This is a genomic window from Amycolatopsis sp. La24 (assembly GCF_029087445.1).
In the GTDB taxonomy this organism is placed as follows: domain Bacteria; phylum Actinomycetota; class Actinomycetes; order Mycobacteriales; family Pseudonocardiaceae; genus Amycolatopsis; species Amycolatopsis nivea.
In genome coordinates this window covers 1-17,859 of the sequence record NZ_JARACH010000070.1, presented here as the reverse complement: position 1 = coordinate 17,859, position 17,859 = coordinate 1, and the positions used below count along the sequence as shown (strand labels likewise).

Genomic DNA, 17,859 nt, shown 5'->3' with positions numbered 1-17,859 from the left:
CGCGGCGACAAGGCCGCGACCTTCACCGACGGATGCTCGTCGTACCAACCGTGGTCCGCACGCCACCGCCTCACAGCGACCGCTCGATCTGCCGCATCGACCGCTGAGGAAGGTGAGGGAGCTTGTCGATATCTGATCGGGAGTCTCTCGACATGTTCGCGTGTTTGCCGGTAGACTAGCTTGCCGTTCTACTTCTCCAGCGGTGCCCACAACCGCTGGATCAGGTTCTCGACAGGATTCGCGGTTGCTGACTGCGCCGGGTCGGAAGCCCGTGGCGGAGGGCGTGGATCGACTGCAGCGCGACATTGCTTGGCGAACTCGGGTGTCTTCGCGGTACGGGAAGCGTGTCGCCACGCCGGACGGTGACCTGCCGTCGCACGCCGGGATCAGGGGGGCGGGGAGCTGGGCCAGTCCAGTCGGTAGCCGTATCCGCGCAGGGTGCTGATCTCCGGCAGGACGGTCTGCGGGAACGGGTGGGCCGCCTCGGCGAGGCGATGCCGCAGGGCTGCCATCGTGACGTCGAGGGTTTTGGTGGAGCCGAACCAGTTTTCGTCCCAGACCTCGGCCATGATGTCTTCGCGGCGCACTGCCGTTCCCGGTCGCTGGGCGAGGGCGGCGAGCAGGTCGAATTCTTTGGGGCGCAAGACTATTTCGGCACCGGCGAGGGTGCAGCGGCGGGCCGCGGGATCCAGTGTGAGGTCGCCGAGGCGGACGGGGCCGAGATCGGCGTCCGGGGTGGCGCGGCTGCGCAGGTGGGCGCGGAGCCGGGCCAGCAGGACGGTGAGGGTGACGGGTTTGACGAGGTAGTCGTCGGCTCCGGCGTCGAGGCCGACGACCACGTCGATGTCGGCGGCGCGCGCGGTCAGGATGATGAGCAGGAGCCCGGGGTGGTCCTGGCGGAGGCAGCGGGCGACTTCGACGCCGTCGGTGTCGGGCAGTCCGAGGTCGAGCAGGACGACGGCGGGCGCGACGGCCTGGGCTTCGGCGATGCCGCTGCCGCCGGTGCGGCACCAGCGTGCGTCGTAGCCGTGCGCTTGCAGTCCCGCGTGCAGAGTGCGGCCGATGGCCGGGTCGTCCTCGATCACGAGCACGTCGCGACTGCGCCGATCGTTCACCGGAGTCATGGTATCCACCGCTGGTCGAGGGGCAACGGGCGCGTTCACAGGTCACGCAGCTCTTCGACCGGCGGCCGGGTCGAGGCGCGGGCGGCGAGCAGCGCCGCGGCGACGAGGGCCGCGGTGACCGCGACCGCGGTGGCGGCGAGATAGCTCCAGGGCACGGCGATGGCCGAGGGCGGCGGGTCGAACACGCCGGTCAGGACGGTGACCAGCATGTGCGCCAGTGCCCAGGAAATTGCGGCCCCGCCGAGCAGGCCGCCGGCCGTCAGCAGCAGTCCTTCGCTGACCACCAGGCCCCGGCGGTGGCGCCGGCCGGCGCCGAGGACGGCGAGGATCGCGAGGCTGCGGCGGCGTCCGGCCAGGCCGATCGCGAGCACGATTCCGCCCGCCGCGGCGGCCAGCACGACCGCGAACGCCAGTTCCAGCCGGGTCAGCCCGTGCAGGTTGACGGAGGTGAGGCTGGACCCGACCTTGGCGCGGGTCTGGGTGATGTCGGTGACGGCGGCGGTGTCGCCGAGCCGGGACCGCAGCGCGGCAGCGACGTTGGCCTGTCCGGTGCCTCCGGTGTCGACGAGGAATGCGCCGACGGCGTCGTCGCCGGTGACGCGGGCGAGGTAGTCGGCGTTGGCGACGAAGAAGCTGTCTTTCGGGGCGGTGGGGAATTCTTTGACGATGCCGGCGTAGTGGAATGCGACGGTGCGCAGGTTCTTGGTCGCGGCGTCCTGGATCCGCAGGTTGACCAGGTCGCCGGGACGGAGCTGGAAGTCTTTCACGGTTTCGGCGCTGACCAGGATCGCGTCCGGTCGGCGGGCGAGGGTGGCCATGAGGTCGGCGGCGGAGCCGCCTTGGAAGTAGGCGTCCTGCAGCGCCGTCGCGGAGGTGATGCTGGCGGGGCGGACGCCGTAGAGGTCTTGCAGGTCGGCGCCGATGTAGGCGAAGCGGTGCTGGATCGGCTCGACGTGGCGGACGCCGGGGACCTGCAACGCGGCCGCGGCGGCCGGGCCGACGTGGCTGCCGGGAGGTTCGGTCACCGTCACGTCCGCGCCGTTGGTGAGCTGGGCGTCGGCCTCGGCCTGTTGCTGGTAGGTGCTGTTGAACACCGCGGTGGACGCGGCGAAGGAAACCGCCAGCGCCAGCAGGACGATCGCCCGTGCGAGGGTGCGGCGCTGCCAGGCGAGACTGGCCGCCCCTGGACGGGCCAACGGTCCCGACAGCGGACGCAGCAGGCGGCGCAGCGGGCGCCGGCCGTGCCCGAAGGCAACGATCGCGAGCCGCCAGAGCAGCCCGGCCGCGCCCAGCCACAAGAGCGCGGGGCCGAGGAACGCCCAGTACGACACGGAGATCGAGGCGACGCCTTCGGGAGCAAGGACCAGCGAGTAGTTGTTGCTGCCTGAGGCCCAGAACACCACCAGCGCCGCGGCGAGGAGGAGGAAGTCCAGCCCGAATCGCATCCACCGCGGCGCGCGGGGCCGTCCGACGTGCTGGCGGGTCTGGGCGACCGTGCGGCCCTTCAGGTCCGCGATCGCCGGGGCGAGGACGGTCAGCCCGGTGATCACGAGTCCCGCGCCGAACGCGACGGCGTACCAAGCCAGGGTCGCGGCGGTGGTGCCGGAGGGCGTGGCGCCGAGGATCCAGCGGCCGGCTGCGGTCGCGAGCAGCAGGCCGGCAACGCCGCCGGCGACGCCGACGAGCGCGGCTTCGGCGACGGTGAGACGGGCGACGGTGGCCGGGGCGTGGCCGCGCAGGCGCAGCAGCGCCTGCTCCGAGCGTCGCCGGTCCGACCCGGCGGCAACGACGGCGGCGGTGAGCAGCCCGGCCAGCACGACTCCGGGCAGGCCGAGGAAGAGGAACAGCATCTGCGCGTAGGCGGCGTCGCCGCGGGCGGCGTCCAGCGCGGCGCCGACGTTGTCGCCGACCAGGGCGCTGCCGGCGGCGCGCGCCTCGAAGTTGTGCGCGGCCTCGACGGCCTGCTGATATGCGGTCGCCGGGTCGTTGGCAGGCGGGGCACGGAGGGCGACGTGGAACTGGGTGGTCGTCGCGACCGGGGCGGTCAGGCCGGCGAACACGGGTTCGGGAACGAGCAGGACGTTGTCCGGCGGCGCGGCCGGCTGGGAATGGGGCGGCGCGCCGACCTTCTGGAACAGGGAGTCGGCGTGCGGAAGGTCGATCACGCCGGCGACGGTGACGGTGGCCGCCGTTCTGCCGGCGCGGCCGATCTGCAGCTGGTCGCCAGGGCGGACATGCAGGTTGGCGGCGGTCTGCTGGGCGATCAGGACGCCGGTGCGGGCCCCGCTCAGCTGCCGGATCTGCCCGGGAAAGCGGGTGGCGTAGCCGGGCGAGATGCCGAGCACGACTCCGGGGCCGGTGGTCTGGGTGGTGCCTGCGGCGGTGGCGCTGAGCCCCGTGGTGGCGAACGAGTGCACAGTTTCGGTCGCCTGCACGCCGGAGGTGGCGCGCACCTGGCGCAGCACGGCGGCGGGGTCGGCGCCGGGTTGGACCTGGACCTGCCAGTCGACCGCGACCGACTGCAGCGCTCGCTGGGTCATCGTGGACTGCGAGGCGGTGAGGAACACGCCCAGAGCGGCGACGAGTGCGACCGCGAGGGCTATGCCGCCCGCGGTCGCGGCCAGCCGGGCGGGGTGGCGGCGCAGCAGGCCGCGCAGCCAGAGGACCGTCATGGCGCCACCGCCGCGGTGCTGGTCTGGAGGCGGCCCTCGTGCATCGTCCAGCGGGTGTGCATTCGTGCGGCGACGCGTCGGTCGTGGGTGGTGACGACGAGGGCGGCGGCGAGCCGGTCGGCCGCGTCCAGCAGCGCGTCGAGCAGTCGCTGGCCCGCGGCCCGGTCCAGCTGGCCGGTGGGTTCGTCGGCCAGGATCAGCCGCGGGCGCTGCGCGAGGACGCGCGCGACGGCGACGCGCTGGGCCTGGCCTCCGGAGATCTCCTCCGGGAGGTTGCCGGCGAGCTCGCCGACACCGAGCAGGTCCAGGGCCGACCGGACGCGCCGGGTGCGGGTTGCGCTGTCGATCCCGGCGATGTCCAGCGGCAACGCGGCGTTGTCGGCGACGGTCAGCGTGGGCAACAGGCTGGGTCCTTGGAAGACGACGCCGATCTCGCGGGCGCGTTCCTGCGCGGTCGCGGCCAGGCCGGGCCAGTGCAGCTGCCCGCGGGTGGGCTGTTCGAGCCCGGCCAGCAGGTGCAGCAGAGTCGACTTGCCCGAGCCGGACGGGCCGGCGATGGCGATCCGGTCGTCGCGGGCGACGGTGCAGCTGGTGCCGTGCACTGCCACCACCGCCGAAGCTCCGCAGCCGAACGTGCGTGCCGCGTCGTCGCAAACGACCAGCGGTGTGCCGCTCATGAAACCACCTTTCCGTCCTGCATCGCGATGACGCGGTCGGCGATCGCGACCACGGCGTCGTTGTGGGTGACGACCAGTACGCCGGCGCCTTGCTCGGCGCGCTCCCGCAGCAGCGCGAGCACCTGCTGTTCGGTCTGCCCGTCCAGTTCGCCGGTGGGCTCGTCGGCCAGCAGCACGTCCGGGTGGTTGGCCAGGGCGACCGCCAGCCCGGCGCGGGCCAGTTCTCCGCCGGACAGCTGTGCCGGCAGGGCGCCGGCGCGCCCGCGGAGCCCGACCTGCACGATCAGGTCGTCCGCTCCGGCCCGGTACCGGGACCGGCGCGCTGCGCGCCGGGCGAGGCGGATGTTGCCGCGCACGTCGAGGTGGGGCACGAGATTGCGCGACTGCAGCAGCACCCCGATCCGGTCGGCGCGAACGCGGGCCCGCTCGCGTTCCGGGCGATGGCTCAGGCGGTGCCCGCCGACGCGGACCGTCCCGCCAGCCGGTTCGTCCAATCCGGCCAGGCACGCCAGCAGTGTCGACTTGCCCGCGCCCGAGGGCCCGACCACCGCGACCGTTTCGCCGCGCGCGACCGTCAGCGACACCCCGCGCAGCGCGAGCGTCTCCTCGTCGCCGGTACGGAAAAACCGATACAGGTCGGTCGCCTCCACCGCCGGGTGCGCCCAGTCCCCGGTTGCCGTCGTTTCCGTCATCACTGCCACCGCAGGGATTCGGTGACGGTGCGCCACGGGTCGACGTTGTCGGCGTTGACCGGTCCGGACAACGTGAGGTCGACGCGTTTGCCGGCGTGGAAGAATACGTAGCGTTCAACCGCGTCGCGCACCACCTTGCCGGTGACCGGGTTCGGCGCCGAATCGCCCTGGTACTTGGCCAGCACCGCGACGCCGGCGGGACGCTGCACCGTCGACACCGCGCCGAGCGCGAAGCGCGGCACCTGCTTCTGCCAGACGGGAACATCGCTCGCCCGGACCGATTCGGGGGTGGGCGCGGACGGCACCGGCGCGACGGCGACCTGGACCTGGTTGAGCTTGTCGGTGAACGTCGTCGTCGTGCCATTGGCGGTCGACGCCCAGCCTTCGGGGATCTTCACCGTGAACCCGCCGCCCGGCGGGGAGAACGGGACGTACGCCTGGTTGTCGGGAATGTCGCCGGGCGGGTTCGTCTCCGTCGCCGGCGCACCCGCCGCCGGCCCTGCGGTCCCGCCGCCCGGCGGAGGACCCGGCGGGGCCGCAGACCCGCCGCACGCCGACACGGTTCCCGCGACGATCAGCACCGCGGCGAGCGCCGCGCGCTTTCCGGCCATGACTGTCCCTCCAGGCTCTCTGGTCGTCCTGGCACCCGACGCTAGGCACCGCCGGCTCAGGGCAGCCGCCGACGAAGGTTCACGGACGGCAAAATCGAAGCCTGATCCGGTTTTCCGCCGCGGGGACAACGCACGGCGACCGGGCTCGGCGACGATGATGAGCAGATGCGACATCAGGTGGTGCGGATGGCCGTGCACGCGGTCACGGTGGCCCTTCTCGTGTTCGCGGCGCCGCTGGCCGTCCTGACCTGGACGTCGCTGCGCTCGGAGGAACGCGGCGAACTGGAACGCGCGGCCCTCGCCGCGGCCGTGCACGTCGGCCCTCAGTTCACCGCGGGCGATCCGCTGGACCTGCCCTCGACCGAACCGGACACCATCGTGACCGTCTACGACGCTCGGGGCCGCCGCGCCGGCGGGCCGGGGCCGGACACCGGAGGTCCGCTGGTCGCGCAGGCGGCGTCCGGCGTCGTGGCGAGCGACCAGGCCGGCGGTCAGCTCGTGGTCGCGGTCCCGGTCGTCTCGGCCGAACACGTGATCGGCGTCGTACGCGCCGCCGCGCCCGTGTCGCTGGTCTGGCAGCGCGCGCTGCTCGGATGGTCCATCCTGGCGACCCTCGCGGCCGGCGCGCTCGCCGTGTCCGTGCTGATCGCCCGCCGCGGCGCCCGCCGCCTGACCGAGCCGCTGGGCAAGCTTTCCGCCGTCTCCGCGCGCATCACCGATGGCGACCTCGCCGCGCGCGCCGAACCGAGCGCCATCCCGGAGATCAACAACGTCGCCCTCGCCCACAACGCGATGGTCGACCGGCTCACTCACCTGCTCGAACGCGAAACGCACTTCAGCGCCGACGCCTCCCACCAGCTGCGGACTCCGCTCAGCGCGCTGCTGCTGGAACTCGACGCCGCCCGCGTCACGCCTCCGGAACTGCTCCCGCCGGTGCTCGCCAGGACCGAGGAACAGATCCGCGGCCTGGCCCAAGCGGTCGACACCATCCTCGACCTGGCGCGCAAACGCCCTCGGCACTGGCTCGGCACCGCACCGACCCAGCCGCTCGGCCAGGTCGTCGACGCGGCCGGCGCCCGATGGCACGGGCGACTGGCCCGCGCCGGGCGCCGCCTGATCGCCCAGACCCGACCGGACATCGCGACGCACCCGGTGCCCGCGGCACTGGTGACACAGGTCCTCGACGTCCTCACCGACAACGCGCTGCGCCACGGCGCCGGCACCGTCACCATCTCGGCACGCGACGCCGCAGGCACCGTCGCCGTCGACGTCAGCGACGAAGGCACGCTGCGCGCGGATGCCGACGCCGTCTTCGCCCGCGGCGCATCCGGAGGCGACGGCCACGGGATCGGCCTCGCGTTGGCCCGCACCATGTCAGAGGCGTGCGGCGGACGACTGATCGCCACCCGCCGCACGCCCACGACCTTCACCCTCTACCTGCCCGCGGCAGACGAAGCGTGAACCGGAGCGAACGCGCTACTGCTCGTTCGCTCCGCCCTGGTGTTGCACGTCGCCGGGCGGGTCCTGATGGCCGCCCGGTCCGTCGCCCGGCTGTTGGGCCTCGGCGCCGTTGCCGGTCTCCGTCCCGGCCGCCTCGCCGGCTTGCTCCTGCTGGGCGCCTGCCGCCCCGGGCACCGCGTTGTCCGGCGCGCTCTGATCGCCCTGCTGGAGCGTGTCGGTGTCGGCTTGCTGCTGCGGTGCCGCCGGTGCGACGGCAGCTGCCGTCGGGGCGGGCGCCGCCGCGGCACTCGCCGGAACCGCGGCCACCGCGACCGCCGCTGCCGCGGCCACCCCCGCCGTCACCGCGCCGATGATTTTCGTTCTGCTGCGCATTGATCTGCCCTCCTGCTGTTTTCCGAATATGGCACATTCCAGGCTGCAGGCCGGGTCTTGAGAGGACGATGTGCCCGCGATGTGAACGCTCACATCCGGTGGGGAGCCACGCGGGCCTCGTCGGGCGGGCAGGCCGGAATCGACACCGCCACTTCCGCACCACCGCCGGCGCGGTCAGCGGCGCGCACGGTCCCGGCGTGCGTGTGCACGATGGCTGCCACGATCGCCAATCCGAGCCCGGTTCCCGCGCCGTCGGCGCGGCCGGAATCCGCGCGGGAGAACCGGTCGAAGGCTCGCGGCAGGAACCCGGCGGGGAACCCCGACCCGCGGTCGAGCACCCGCAGCACCCCCGCTCCCTCGGCGCAGCCGACCACGGCGTGGACAGTGCTCCCGGGCGGTGCGTAGCGCACCGCGTTGTCGAGCAGGTTGTCCGCCACCTGCCGCAACCGGTCCCGATCACCCAGCACCGTCACCGGGCCGTCCGCGGCCGCCTCCAGCACGACGTTTGCGCCGGCGGCGGCCGGCCGCGCCGCCTGCACCGCCTCGGCGGCCAGCACGTCCAGCCGCACCGGCTTCACGACCAGCGGCAGAGTGCCCTCCGCACGGGCCAACGTCAAAAGGTCCTCGGCCAGGCGGATCAGCCGGTCGGTGTCGCCTGCGGCCGCCCGCACCGCCGCCTGCAGGCTCGCCCGGTCCCGCTGCGGCCGGCCGGCCAGTTCCAGCTCCGCGCGCAGCATCGTCAACGGCGTGCGCAGTTCGTGACCGGCGTCGGCCACGAAAGCCCGCTGCTGCGCCAGCGCCCGCTGCAACCGGTCCAGCAACGCGTTCATCGTCGCGCCCAGCCGCGCGATTTCGTCGCGCCGGCGCGGCACCGCGAGCCGCGCCTCGGTGTCGCCCGCGGAGATCGCGTCCGCCTCGCGGCGCATCCGCTCGACCGGGCGCAGCACCGCGCCCGCGACCAGCCACGCCCCGAACCCGCCGAGCACCACCAGGACCGGACCGCCTGTCCACAGGGCGGTGAGCACCCGGGAGGTCGCCGCCACCGCGACCTCCCGGCTGGCGCCGACCACCACGACAGTCCGACCGCCGGTGTCCGCCACCGGTACCGCGACCAACCGCACCGGCGCGCCGTCCGGCAACGCCGAACTGACCGCCAGCGGCCCCTTCCGCGCCGCGCTCACTTGCTGTTGCGACAACAGCAATCGCGCGCCCGCTCCCTCCGACGACTCCACCGCCGTCCCGCCCGGACCGATCACCTGGGCAACGGCGCGGCTGGCCGGCAGCGGCACCGCGTTCCCGCCGGAACCGTCCTGGAAGTCGCGGACGCTGCCGTCCGGGGCGACTTGCTGGGCCAAGGCGTCCGCACGGACCGACAACGCGACGTCCAGCGCCGCGTTCGTGCTCGCGTCCAGCTCGCGCACCAGCATCCATCCCCCGGCCGCCGCGAGCGCGGCCATCGCCGCGGCGAACAACAACGCCAGCCGGGTGCGCAGCGCCACCGCGCTACCCCGGTTCCCGTTCGCCGGAATCCGGCGCGCGCAACCGGTATCCGGCACCGCGAACCGTCTCCAGATCCGCCCGCCCGAACGGCCGGTCCACCTTCCGTCGCAGGTAGCCGACGTACTGGTCCACCACGTTCGACACCCCGTCGAACGCGAAATCCCAGACATGCTCCAGAATCCGGGTCCGCGACAGCACCTGGCCCGGATGCCGCATGAACAGCTCCAGCAACGCGAACTCCTTGCCCGACAACGACACCGGCACCTCGCCCCGCCACGCCTCGCGCGTCGCCGGATCCAAACGCAGGTCGCCCACTGCCAGCGCCGGCGGCCGCGCACCAGGACCGCGTCGCACCAGCGCCCGCAACCGCGCCGCCAGCTCGGCAAAACTGAACGGCTTCATCAGATAGTCGTCCGCGCCGGCGTCCAGCCCGCGCACCCGGTCATCCACCTCCTGCCGCGCCGTCAGCATCAGCACCGGCGCCCAGCGATCGGCGGCGCGCAATCGGGCGCACACCTCGAATCCGTCACAGCCGGGCAGCATCACATCCAGCACGATCACGTCGTAGGACTGCTCGGTGCCCGCCCACACCGCGTCCGGGCCGGTGCCCACGACATCGACCGCGTAGCCCTCCTCTTCCAGGCCGCGCCGCAACAGCCCCGCGGTCCGGAGGACATCCTCCACGACAAGCACCCGCATACCGGTCACGGTAGGACGCCATTGTGTGAATTCGATGAGACGTCCGGAGAGAAACCTGCCGGGCCGGCGCGGGGAAGAGCATGCGATCCCCGCACCCCGGAATCCCGGGACGGAACCCCGGGCTGCTGGTCGCGGTCCGCTGCGCCGTTGCGACCTCCGCGGTACGCGCGGCCACACGTGATCAGCCGGTCAGTGCCGCTCGAACTCGTGCCCATCGCCGACGATGCCGTGCACCGCCATCAGGGTCATGCACACGATCCCGAGGGCGAGGAGCGCTGCCAGCACCACCCGGCGTCGGCGGTTGACCGGGACGCTCGCGTGGCCGGCCAGCAACGCCACCTCCGCCAGAAGCTGTTTCCCAGTCAACAGCAGCACCGGCGTCCAGCCCGCAGCCGCTGCCGACGGGCCCGCGGGTTCGCCGGCCGGCAGCTCCGACAACGCCGCCCGGATTTCGTCCCGGTAGCGCGCGCCGTAGACGGCCGCGGTGCGCTCTTCGGTCTCGGCGAGGGGCAGCCGTCCCTCCGCCGCGGCCCGTTGCAAGGTGCGCGCTGCGGCGTCCCGTTCGGCGTCGGAACAGCGAACCCGGTCTTCTGCGGTCATGGGCGGCTCCTCAGGCGGCGGCCACAGGGTCCGGCGCTGGCGGGAACCAGGCTGCGCACCGGAAACAGCGGCAGGCAGGGACACAAGCAGGAAGGGCGCACGTCGCGCGGACGACGCCGAGCGGGCCGGACACGGCGCGCAACGGCTTCGGACCCAGCAGGCTGCGCATGCCGCCTCCCGTCGCGTGGCCAGCACCGAAATTCTACATGATTGTAGTAGAAGTTCGGGCGACACGGCGTGGGGCTTTGCCCGCGGCGTGCCCGGCGTTGTCGCTTCCCGGTGCAGGATCGGTCTCATGAACCGTCCGCGCGGTGCTGTCTGATGCGCGAATCGGAGGCGCGCATCGGCCTGGTCGTGCCCGAGGCGCTGGGCACCTACGGGGGATTCCGGCAACGCCGCCGTGCTCGCACAGCGGCGGCGGTGGCGGGCATTTCCGCGGTCGTTGTCGACATCCGCCTTGACGCTCCGATTCCGTCGTGCCTTTGACCTCTGCCTGCTCGGCGGCGAGGACGCCGCTCAGGAACTCGCGGCGAGCCGCCTGCGCCGCGACCCCAGGCTCTGCCGCGCCGAGCACAGGGCGCGCCGGTGCTCGGCGTCTGCGCTGGCCTGCAAGGTCCTCGGCCGCGGATTCACCACCGGCACCGGGATTCGGCATCCCAGGATCGGGCTGCTCGACCTGGCCGCCGGCCCGCGACGGTGCCGGTCGGTCGGCGAAATCGTGGTGCGGCCAGGCGGCGACCCAGGCCGCTGACCGGTTTCGAGAACATCACGCGGCCCGGCCCGGGCAGCCGGCCGCTGGGCGAAGTCGTAGCCGGGAACGGCGACGGAACCGACGGCGCGGTCACCGGCCACGTCGTCGCAACCTACCAGCACGGGCCGGTGCTCGCGCGCAATCCCGCTCTGGCCGACCTGCTGCTGGGCGCTGGGCACCGCCGTTGCCGGAGGTCACCGCGCTGCGCGACCAGCGCCTGCGCCCCGCCGGACCCGCCGCGGCCGCCGCGGCCGCCGCTCCTTCGGGCGAGAGCAGTGCTCGCGCCGAGATCGTTTGCCGAACTCTTACCCCGCACGCGCCAGCTCCTCACCGCCGTTCCCCTAGCGTCGCAAGCGTCCGACTGCTACTGACAGTAGCCGGGTTGTCCTTGCCCCAGACCGGAACGGACCAGCTCACCCATGACCGCATCCAGCACCGTCGCCGGGCCGCGCACCCTGCTCAACAAGGTTCCCGAAGTCACCGCGTACTTCTGGATCGTCAAGGTGCTCTGCACCACCGTCGGGGAGTCCGCGGCGGACTTTCTCAACGTGAACCTCAACCTCGGCCTGACCGGCGTGTCGGTCCTCACCGGCGTCCTGCTGGCTGCCGCGCTGGTGTTCCAGTTCCGGGCCGACCGCTACCGCCCGGTCGCCTACTGGCTGACCGTCGCGCTCGTCAGCGTGTTCGGCACGCTGGTCACCGACAACCTCACCGACGCGGTCGGCGTCCCGCTGGAGACCAGCACCATCGTCTTCGGCGTGCTGCTGGCGACCACGTTCCTCGCCTGGTACCGCACGGAAAAGACGCTGTCCATCCACTCCATCGTCACCCGGCGACGCGAAGCCTTCTACTGGCTGGCGATCCTCTTCACCTTCGCGCTCGGCACCGCGACCGGCGACCTGATGGCCGAAGTCCTCGGCCTCGGCTACCTGCCCACCGGCTTGATCGTCGCGGGTCTGATCGCCGCGCTCGCGCTCGGCTGGCGGCTCGGGCTGCACCCGGCGCTCGCGTTCTGGTTCATCTACGTGCTGACCCGCCCGCTCGGCGCGTCGATCGGCGACTACCTGTCCCAATCGCCCGGCAACGGCGGGCTCGGCCTCGGCACCACGGTGACCAGCCTGATCTTCACCGTCGCCATCGTCGCCGTCGTCGTCTACCTCTCGCTGTCCAAAGTGGACGTCACGCCTCGCCGCACCGCGACCGACGCCTCTGCGCGCGGCGGACTGCGGCAGACCATCGCGGTGGTCGGACTGGTCGTCGTCGCCTCCGTCGTCGGCTACGTGCTGCGCACCTCCGCGCTGCAGGCCGAGCCGGCCTCCGCGGCCCCGGCGCCAGCGGGGACGGGCGGCAGCCAGCCGGTCCGCCAGTCGCCGCTGGGCGATCTGTCGCAGTTCAAGACCATCACCCAGGACACCCTGACCAAGCTGGACTCCGGCGACCAGTCCGGGGCGACCAGCCGGGTCGACGACCTCGAAACCGGCTGGGACAACGCCGAAGCCCGTCTCAAGCCGCGCGACCCGGCAGCCTGGACCGCCGTCGACGGCAAGATCGACACCGTGCTGCGGCAGCTGCGCGCGACTAGCCCGGACGCGGCTGAGGAAAAGACCGCGCTGAACGACCTGCTCGCCGCCCTCGGATAGGTCCCCGCGGTGGTTACGCCTGGACGGGAAGCAGCAACGTGAACACCGCCGGCCTCGGCCGGTTCACGCGCAGCCGGCCGCCTTCGACCTCGGCCAGCCGGCGGGCCAGCGCGAGGCCGATCCCGGTTCCCCGCGCACCGGCGGCCCGGCGCCGGAAGACGTCGACCCCGTCCGGCAGACCGGGTCCTTCGTCGCCGACGTCGACGGCGAGCACGCCGCCGGCGTCGCGGGCCACCACGGCGACCGTGCCGCTCCCGTGCCGGGCCGCGTTGTCTAGCAGGACAGAAAGCACCTGGCGCAGCACGGAACCGGACAGTCGGGTCTCGGCGATCGCCGGTTCGACGCTCAGCGTCAGGTCCCGCCCGAGGCGGGCGAGGACCGGCGTCCACTCCCGCGCGATCTCCGCAAGCTGGAGCCGCGCCACTGCGGCGTCGCGGACCGGCGGAGTGTCGCGGGCCAGCGCCAGCAGATCCGTCACTGTCCGATCGAGACGGCTCAGCGACTCCAGGCTCGTTTCGACCGTCGCCCGCAGGTCGCTCCGCGGGTCTTCGAGAGCCAGCTCCATCTGCAACCGCATCGCCGCCAGCGGGGTGCGCAGCTGATGGGACGCATCCGCGGTGAAAGCCCGTTCCCGGGCAAGGAGATCGTCCAGTCTCCCGGCGGTAGAATCCAGCGACTCGCCCACCGAGTCGATCTCGCTGATCCCGGACCGCACGGTGCGCGCGGTCAGCTCTCCCTCGCCGAGCCGGGCCGCGGTCGCCGACAGGCTCTCCAGCGGCTGTGCGAGCCGGCGGCTCTGCCGTCGCGCGACCAGATACGCCGACAGCAACGCCACGACAGCGAGCCCGGCCATGCCGGCCCAGACCGCCGCGGTCCGCTGGTACAGCTCGGTGCGCGGCGTCGCGGCCCGCACGAGAGCGGCAACCGCGCCGTCTTCGCTGATCGGGACGATCACGACCAGGTTCTCGGGATCGTCTGCCGCGCGTACCTCGTCCGCCGCGACCGCGCGGTCCCTCGCGTCCAGCACCGCCGGTCCGGCGCCGGCCAGCAGCTCGCCCGAGGTCCGGTACACCGCCAGTTCGGTCGGGTCCTCGCCGTCGGCCGGCGGGGACGGCGTGCGACGGCGCAGGACGTCCGCCGACACGTCGACCGCGTAGGCGTCGGCCGCGCGCTCCACCTCGGCCCGCTCGGTCGCGGCGAAGTACCGGGTCGCCGCCACCGCGAGCGGCACGCCGAACAGGCAGATCGCCACCAGCGCGGCGAGGACGGTGCCGACCGCGATCCGGCGCCGCACCGGCTCAGTCCGCCGGCGCTTCGAGACGGTAACCGTGCCGCCTCAGCGTCACGATCCGCGGCATCCCGCTGCGCCCTCCCGCGTCGTCGAGCTTGCGCCGCAACGCCGCGATGTGCACGTCGAGCGTCTTGGTCGACCCGAACCAGTGCGCGTCCCACACGTCCGCCATCAAGTCCTCGCGGCTGATCGCCTGCCCGGCCGCCGCGGTCAACCGGGCGAGCAAATCGAATTCCTTGGCCCGCAACGCGATTTCGTCGCCGTCCACGGTCGCCCGGCGTGCCGCCGTGTCGATGCGCAGCCGGCCGAGCGCGACCGCGGGGGACTCCCGGCCCGCGCCGCCGCGGCGCAGATGCGCCCGCAGCCGCGCATGCAGCTCGCCGAGCGGAACCGGTTTGACGAGATAGTCGTCCGCACCCGCTTCCAGCCCGACGATCACGTCCATTTCCTGGCCGCGCGCGGTCAGCACGACAATCACCGAACCCGGACGCCGAGCGCGCAGCTCCCGACACACCTCGGTGCCGTCCAGATCCGGCAGACCGAGGTCCAGCAGCGCGAGATCCCAGCCGTCCTCCGCCCGCAGCGCAGCCCGCCCACCGGTGACCCAGACGACATCGTGCCCGTGCTGCACCAGGCTGGTGCGCAGCATTTCCCCGATTGTCTCGTCGTCTTCCACCAGCAGGACCCCGGTCATGGAAAACATTCTATCGCGGAGGATCACGGCGATTCCCGCGCCGGCATTTTGCCCGCCGTTAACCGAAGACAATTCCGGCGGCATGGCGCAGGGTTTTCCCGGAGTTTAACTCAGCGCTTCCGGTATGCGCACCCGGGCGAATCTAGCGTTGGTTTCATGACCGCATCAGCAAACGCCGCGCCTGCCCGGCCGCGCCGCCGGCTGTGGAAGCTGCGGATCACCCTGCTGGTCGTCCTCGCGCTCCTCGCCTACCCCGTCGGCAGCTACGTCCGCGCCCTCACCTATCCCGGAAACGCGAGCGTCGCGGTCCGCACCGTCGACTGGCTGCGCGACATCGGACTCGGCGGGATCGTCAACACCCTCGAAAACTGGTGGTACACCCGGCACCCGCCGTCCACCGCCCCACCCGCGACAACCGACCTGCCCGCCCGGACCGGTGCCGCCGCCCCGGCGAACGGACCTCGCCCCGCGCCGCTCCCGCACCTCCCCGGCGGCCCGGCCGGGGAAGGCGTCTGGACTGCGGGCGCGCGCAACGGCAGGCACGTCGCCGAATACACCACCTTCGTGCAGCCCGACCCGCAGCACGCGGGCGTCGTCGCCGGAGTCGCCTGGCTCAACCAGGATCTCGTCCGCACCCAGCTGCTCACCGGGACAAAGGACCCGAAAGGCCCGGGCCCGACCTCCGTCCCCGCATCGCTGCGCAGTTCCCTGGTCGCCGTCTTCAACTCCGGATTCAAAGTGAACGATTCCCGCGGCGGCGTCTACCTCGACCGCACCACGGTCGCTCCGCTGCGCAACGGCAGAGCATCCGTTGTCATCGACGACACCGGCCGGGTGTCGATCGCGGACTGGGGACGCGACGCAGCCATGAACCCGCACATCGTCGCCGTGCGGCAGAACCTTGACCTCGTCATCGACCACGGCCGCCCGGTCCCCGGCCTCCACGACAACCCGTCCGGTGCCTGGGGCAGCGCCAAGAACCAGTTCCAGTACACCTGGCGCTCCGGCCTCGGCACCGACCGCGCCGGCAACCTGACCTACGTCGCCGGCGGCGGCCTCACCCTGGACACCCTCGCCGCGGCCATGACCGAAGCCGGCATCCAGCAAGGCATGGAACTCGACATCCACTCGCCGATGGTCACCTTCAACAGCTACCGCCCCGACCTGCCCGGCAGCCGCGCAACCAAACTGCTGCCTGGAGTACCCGGAGCCGCCGACCGATACCTCCAGCCCGACCAGCGCGACTTCTTCGCCGTCACGATGCGCGGAACCGGACCGGCGAACGCGACGCACGGTCCCCGCGCTTCATGACTCCGACAGCGCATCCAGCCTGGAACGACGGAGCTCCGAACAGGCACCGTAATTGTCTCTGCGAAGTCGTCCCCGCCGATGACGGACGGGCTGCCCGCTTCGGCACCGGGCGCGCCATTAACAGTCACGGCAATGTCAACCTGGACGCTTCGGCCGCGAGCTGCCGAACCAGCTGGCGGCCGGGCCTCCCGCCGAGCGCCGGCGCGATCTTCGCGGGCATCCCGCGCAGCAGCGGGCTCCGGCGCGCGGGCGACGGTGAGACCCGGGGCCCGCTCGGCGAAGGTACGTTTCGCGGAGTCGCTTTCGCTGCAGGAGAACCACGCCGCACCAGCGGCCGGAGTTGCCTCGCCGCAACCGGATCGGACAGCACCGCGTTGAAGGACGCTCACATGCAGCTCGCCCCTGTCCCACCTGACTGCCGGTCCACAGGCCGAGTGCGCCAGCGCTCCTGCACTCGGCACCAGCCACCCCGACCGGTGCCGGTCTGGCCCGCCGAGCCGGTTCCTGGCGCGAGGGGTTCGCCGCGTATTTCCGCGCCGGTAAATGCGGGAATACGCGGCAGCGCCGATTGCCGGTAGCGCTCGCGTGGTTTTTCGAGTCCGAGCGAGTGCATGAGCGCGAGCGAGGCGTCTGTGCCGCCGGGTCCACCGATGAGCCACAACAGCTCAGCCAGGGTTACACCGGATTGTTTGCCGTGGCGGTGAGGAACCGGGCCATGTTAGTTGCCCAGATGCCGTGCAGGGTGACGACCGGTTGGTTGAGATCGGTCGGGATGACGACAACCTCAGCTGCGGTCGCGGCGGCTCGACTGTCGCGGTGTCGCTGGCTGCGGCGTGCTTTCTTTGCGCCTCAATTGCCGCCTTGTCCGGGCGGGGCGGACCTGCCCTCGAACGTGGAGCGAATCCCGGCGATCACGTGCGCATACCTCCCCGCAGGTGCAGTAGCAGAACCTCGATCAGCAACTGGGTCCCGGCTCGGACGTTCGGTTGCCGTCGCGATGATCGGTCCGCACGGTGAATCTGGGGCACGTTCTCCTGGTGGATCACCTGCCGTTGCCGGTCCACCGGCCGTGATGGCGCTCGCCGAGATGGGCCAGTCCTGCTCTCCGAAATGGGCCAGCTGAGGAGTGCAGCGTAGCCGGTGTCAGCGGCGGAGCGGGATCACTCCGTCGGGTGCCGCGACGGGCATCTGCGGGCGTGCGGCTTCGGGTGTGGTGAGCAGCGCGACGATGGTGACCGGGCCGCCGCAGTGCGGGCAGTCCCGCTGGGCCGCGATGTGCGGCAGGGGCACTGCAGGCGCCAGCGGGGGCGCCGCCGGAGGCGGTGTCCCGAAGGACCTGGCGGTGACTGAGACGGGTGTGGTGCGTTCGACCTCCCGTCGGGCGGCTGCGGTGCGTTTGCACTGGCGCGAGCAGTAGAGCCGGGTCTTGGCTTGCCGGCCGGTGGCGACGAACGCTTCCCAGCAGATCGGGCAGGTCTTGCGGGTCGCGTTGTAGTTCGGGTCGTGTGGGTCAGGAGACATGTGCGTTCACCGCCTTGCGCAGCTTGTCCGATGTGGACTGATGTGAGCGGAGTCGATAGGAGGGGCCGTCGATACCGACGACGGTCGCGCGGTGCAGCAGCCGGTCCAGCATCGCTGCGGTTATCTGACTGCTCGGGTTGAGTGTCCACGATGTACACGATTGGGTTGGCGTGCCTCCCTTGCGTCCGTTGTGGACGGATTACCTTGCTCCGTCTATGACGGGATCAGCGTTGAGGGTGCAGC

18 protein-coding genes are annotated in these 17,859 nt (G+C 72.3%); 5 read left to right on the top strand and 13 right to left on the bottom strand.

Annotation, left to right across the window (positions count from 1 at the left end):
• Positions 1–386: 386 nt before the first annotated feature.
• From PUT80_RS39485 to PUT80_RS39465, 5 genes are read right to left on the bottom strand one after another with little or no spacing between them, the layout of a single operon-like run.
• The gene (locus PUT80_RS39485) at positions 387–1,115 is read right to left on the bottom strand and encodes a response regulator transcription factor (protein ID WP_275295178.1); all 729 of its coding nucleotides are present in this window, start codon (positions 1,113–1,115) and stop codon (positions 387–389) included.
• A 44-nt stretch (positions 1,116–1,159) separates the two neighbouring features.
• Positions 1,160–3,796 carry an FtsX-like permease family protein gene (locus PUT80_RS39480; RefSeq protein WP_275295177.1) on the bottom strand — a complete coding sequence of 879 codons (2,637 nt, stop codon included), beginning with the start codon at positions 3,794–3,796 and terminating at the stop codon, positions 1,160–1,162.
• Positions 3,793–4,473 carry an ATP-binding cassette domain-containing protein gene (locus PUT80_RS39475; RefSeq protein WP_275295176.1) on the bottom strand — a complete coding sequence of 227 codons (681 nt, stop codon included), beginning with the start codon at positions 4,471–4,473 and terminating at the stop codon, positions 3,793–3,795. Before PUT80_RS39475 ends, PUT80_RS39480 begins: the two co-directional genes overlap by 4 nt.
• Entirely contained in the window at positions 4,470–5,165 is a 696-nt protein-coding gene (locus PUT80_RS39470) for an ATP-binding cassette domain-containing protein (RefSeq protein ID WP_275295175.1), read from the bottom strand. The genes PUT80_RS39475 and PUT80_RS39470 overlap by 4 nt, the downstream gene beginning before the upstream one ends.
• A complete protein-coding gene (locus PUT80_RS39465) occupies positions 5,165–5,776 on the bottom strand; it encodes a hypothetical protein (protein ID WP_275295174.1) in 612 nt (203 codons plus the stop codon). Before PUT80_RS39465 ends, PUT80_RS39470 begins: the two co-directional genes overlap by 1 nt.
• A gap of 165 nt (positions 5,777–5,941) precedes the next feature.
• Here PUT80_RS39465 and PUT80_RS39460 point away from each other — a divergent pair, with 165 nt between their 5' ends.
• The gene (locus tag PUT80_RS39460; protein WP_275295173.1) at positions 5,942–7,237 is read left to right on the top strand and encodes a HAMP domain-containing sensor histidine kinase; all 1,296 of its coding nucleotides are present in this window, start codon (positions 5,942–5,944) and stop codon (positions 7,235–7,237) included.
• 15 nt (positions 7,238–7,252) lie between these two features.
• On the opposite strand, the gene PUT80_RS39455 is transcribed toward PUT80_RS39460, so the two are convergent.
• The 4 genes from PUT80_RS39455 to PUT80_RS39440 all read right to left on the bottom strand — a co-directional run bounded on the left by PUT80_RS39455 (position 7,253) and on the right by PUT80_RS39440 (position 10,408).
• A complete protein-coding gene (locus tag PUT80_RS39455; RefSeq protein ID WP_275295172.1) occupies positions 7,253–7,609 on the bottom strand; it encodes a hypothetical protein in 357 nt (118 codons plus the stop codon).
• A gap of 89 nt (positions 7,610–7,698) precedes the next feature.
• Entirely contained in the window at positions 7,699–9,108 is a 1,410-nt protein-coding gene (locus PUT80_RS39450; RefSeq protein WP_275295171.1) for a HAMP domain-containing sensor histidine kinase, read from the bottom strand.
• A gap of 4 nt (positions 9,109–9,112) precedes the next feature.
• Positions 9,113–9,808, bottom strand: a complete 696-nt coding sequence (locus PUT80_RS39445) for a response regulator transcription factor (protein WP_275295170.1) — start codon at positions 9,806–9,808, stop codon at positions 9,113–9,115.
• Positions 9,809–9,997: 189 nt separating this feature from the next.
• Positions 9,998–10,408, bottom strand: a complete 411-nt coding sequence (locus tag PUT80_RS39440) for a DUF1707 domain-containing protein (RefSeq protein WP_275295169.1) — start codon at positions 10,406–10,408, stop codon at positions 9,998–10,000.
• Positions 10,409–10,729: 321 nt separating this feature from the next.
• Between PUT80_RS39440 and PUT80_RS39435 the strand changes: the two genes are divergently transcribed.
• The 3 genes from PUT80_RS39435 to PUT80_RS39425 all read left to right on the top strand — a co-directional run bounded on the left by PUT80_RS39435 (position 10,730) and on the right by PUT80_RS39425 (position 12,799).
• Positions 10,730–10,894: a hypothetical protein gene (locus tag PUT80_RS39435; protein WP_275295168.1), complete on the top strand. Its 165-nt coding sequence runs from the start codon at positions 10,730–10,732 to the stop codon at positions 10,892–10,894.
• Complete coding sequence (locus PUT80_RS39430) at positions 10,866–11,159, top strand: hypothetical protein (RefSeq protein WP_275295167.1); 294 nt, start codon at positions 10,866–10,868, stop codon at positions 11,157–11,159. Before PUT80_RS39435 ends, PUT80_RS39430 begins: the two co-directional genes overlap by 29 nt.
• A gap of 419 nt (positions 11,160–11,578) precedes the next feature.
• Entirely contained in the window at positions 11,579–12,799 is a 1,221-nt protein-coding gene (locus tag PUT80_RS39425) for a hypothetical protein (RefSeq protein ID WP_275295166.1), read from the top strand.
• A 13-nt stretch (positions 12,800–12,812) separates the two neighbouring features.
• On the opposite strand, the gene PUT80_RS39420 is transcribed toward PUT80_RS39425, so the two are convergent.
• Together PUT80_RS39420 and PUT80_RS39415 are read right to left on the bottom strand one after the other, a co-directional pair.
• On the bottom strand, positions 12,813–14,093 hold the full coding sequence (locus tag PUT80_RS39420) for a HAMP domain-containing sensor histidine kinase (RefSeq protein WP_275295165.1): 1,281 nt from the start codon (positions 14,091–14,093) through the stop codon (positions 12,813–12,815).
• Positions 14,094–14,097: 4 nt separating this feature from the next.
• Positions 14,098–14,784 (bottom strand): response regulator transcription factor, encoded by a 687-nt coding sequence (locus PUT80_RS39415; RefSeq protein WP_275295164.1) that lies wholly within the window; start codon positions 14,782–14,784, stop codon positions 14,098–14,100.
• Between the two features lie 156 nt (positions 14,785–14,940).
• On the opposite strand from PUT80_RS39415, the gene PUT80_RS39410 reads away from it, so the two are divergent.
• Positions 14,941–16,095: a hypothetical protein gene (locus PUT80_RS39410; protein ID WP_275295163.1), complete on the top strand. Its 1,155-nt coding sequence runs from the start codon at positions 14,941–14,943 to the stop codon at positions 16,093–16,095.
• A 1,143-nt stretch (positions 16,096–17,238) separates the two neighbouring features.
• On the opposite strand, the gene PUT80_RS39405 is transcribed toward PUT80_RS39410, so the two are convergent.
• Together PUT80_RS39405 and PUT80_RS39400 are read right to left on the bottom strand one after the other, a co-directional pair.
• On the bottom strand, positions 17,239–17,616 hold the full coding sequence (locus PUT80_RS39405; RefSeq protein ID WP_020661063.1) for a hypothetical protein: 378 nt from the start codon (positions 17,614–17,616) through the stop codon (positions 17,239–17,241).
• A complete protein-coding gene (locus PUT80_RS39400) occupies positions 17,606–17,740 on the bottom strand; it encodes an ATP-binding protein (protein ID WP_275295210.1) in 135 nt (44 codons plus the stop codon). Before PUT80_RS39400 ends, PUT80_RS39405 begins: the two co-directional genes overlap by 11 nt.
• Positions 17,741–17,859: the final 119 nt, after the last annotated feature.

What these genes read in the sequence shown, in the direction of transcription:
- PUT80_RS39480 (WP_275295177.1), bottom strand. Translation starts at nt 3,796, where the DNA reads ATGACGGTCCTCTGGCTGCGCGGCCTGCTGCGCCGCCACCCCGCCCGG.
- PUT80_RS39475 (WP_275295176.1), bottom strand. Translation starts at nt 4,473, where the DNA reads ATGAGCGGCACACCGCTGGTCGTTTGCGACGACGCGGCACGCACGTTC.
- PUT80_RS39470 (WP_275295175.1), bottom strand. Translation starts at nt 5,165, where the DNA reads ATGACGGAAACGACGGCAACCGGGGACTGGGCGCACCCGGCGGTGGAG.
- PUT80_RS39465 (WP_275295174.1), bottom strand. Translation starts at nt 5,776, where the DNA reads ATGGCCGGAAAGCGCGCGGCGCTCGCCGCGGTGCTGATCGTCGCGGGA.
- PUT80_RS39460 (WP_275295173.1), top strand. Translation starts at nt 5,942, where the DNA reads ATGCGACATCAGGTGGTGCGGATGGCCGTGCACGCGGTCACGGTGGCC.
- PUT80_RS39455 (WP_275295172.1), bottom strand. Translation starts at nt 7,609, where the DNA reads ATGCGCAGCAGAACGAAAATCATCGGCGCGGTGACGGCGGGGGTGGCC.
- PUT80_RS39445 (WP_275295170.1), bottom strand. Translation starts at nt 9,808, where the DNA reads ATGCGGGTGCTTGTCGTGGAGGATGTCCTCCGGACCGCGGGGCTGTTG.
- PUT80_RS39440 (WP_275295169.1), bottom strand. Translation starts at nt 10,408, where the DNA reads ATGACCGCAGAAGACCGGGTTCGCTGTTCCGACGCCGAACGGGACGCC.
- PUT80_RS39435 (WP_275295168.1), top strand. Translation starts at nt 10,730, where the DNA reads ATGCGCGAATCGGAGGCGCGCATCGGCCTGGTCGTGCCCGAGGCGCTG.
- PUT80_RS39425 (WP_275295166.1), top strand. Translation starts at nt 11,579, where the DNA reads ATGACCGCATCCAGCACCGTCGCCGGGCCGCGCACCCTGCTCAACAAG.
- PUT80_RS39415 (WP_275295164.1), bottom strand. Translation starts at nt 14,784, where the DNA reads ATGACCGGGGTCCTGCTGGTGGAAGACGACGAGACAATCGGGGAAATG.
- PUT80_RS39410 (WP_275295163.1), top strand. Translation starts at nt 14,941, where the DNA reads ATGACCGCATCAGCAAACGCCGCGCCTGCCCGGCCGCGCCGCCGGCTG.
- PUT80_RS39405 (WP_020661063.1), bottom strand. Translation starts at nt 17,616, where the DNA reads ATGTCTCCTGACCCACACGACCCGAACTACAACGCGACCCGCAAGACC.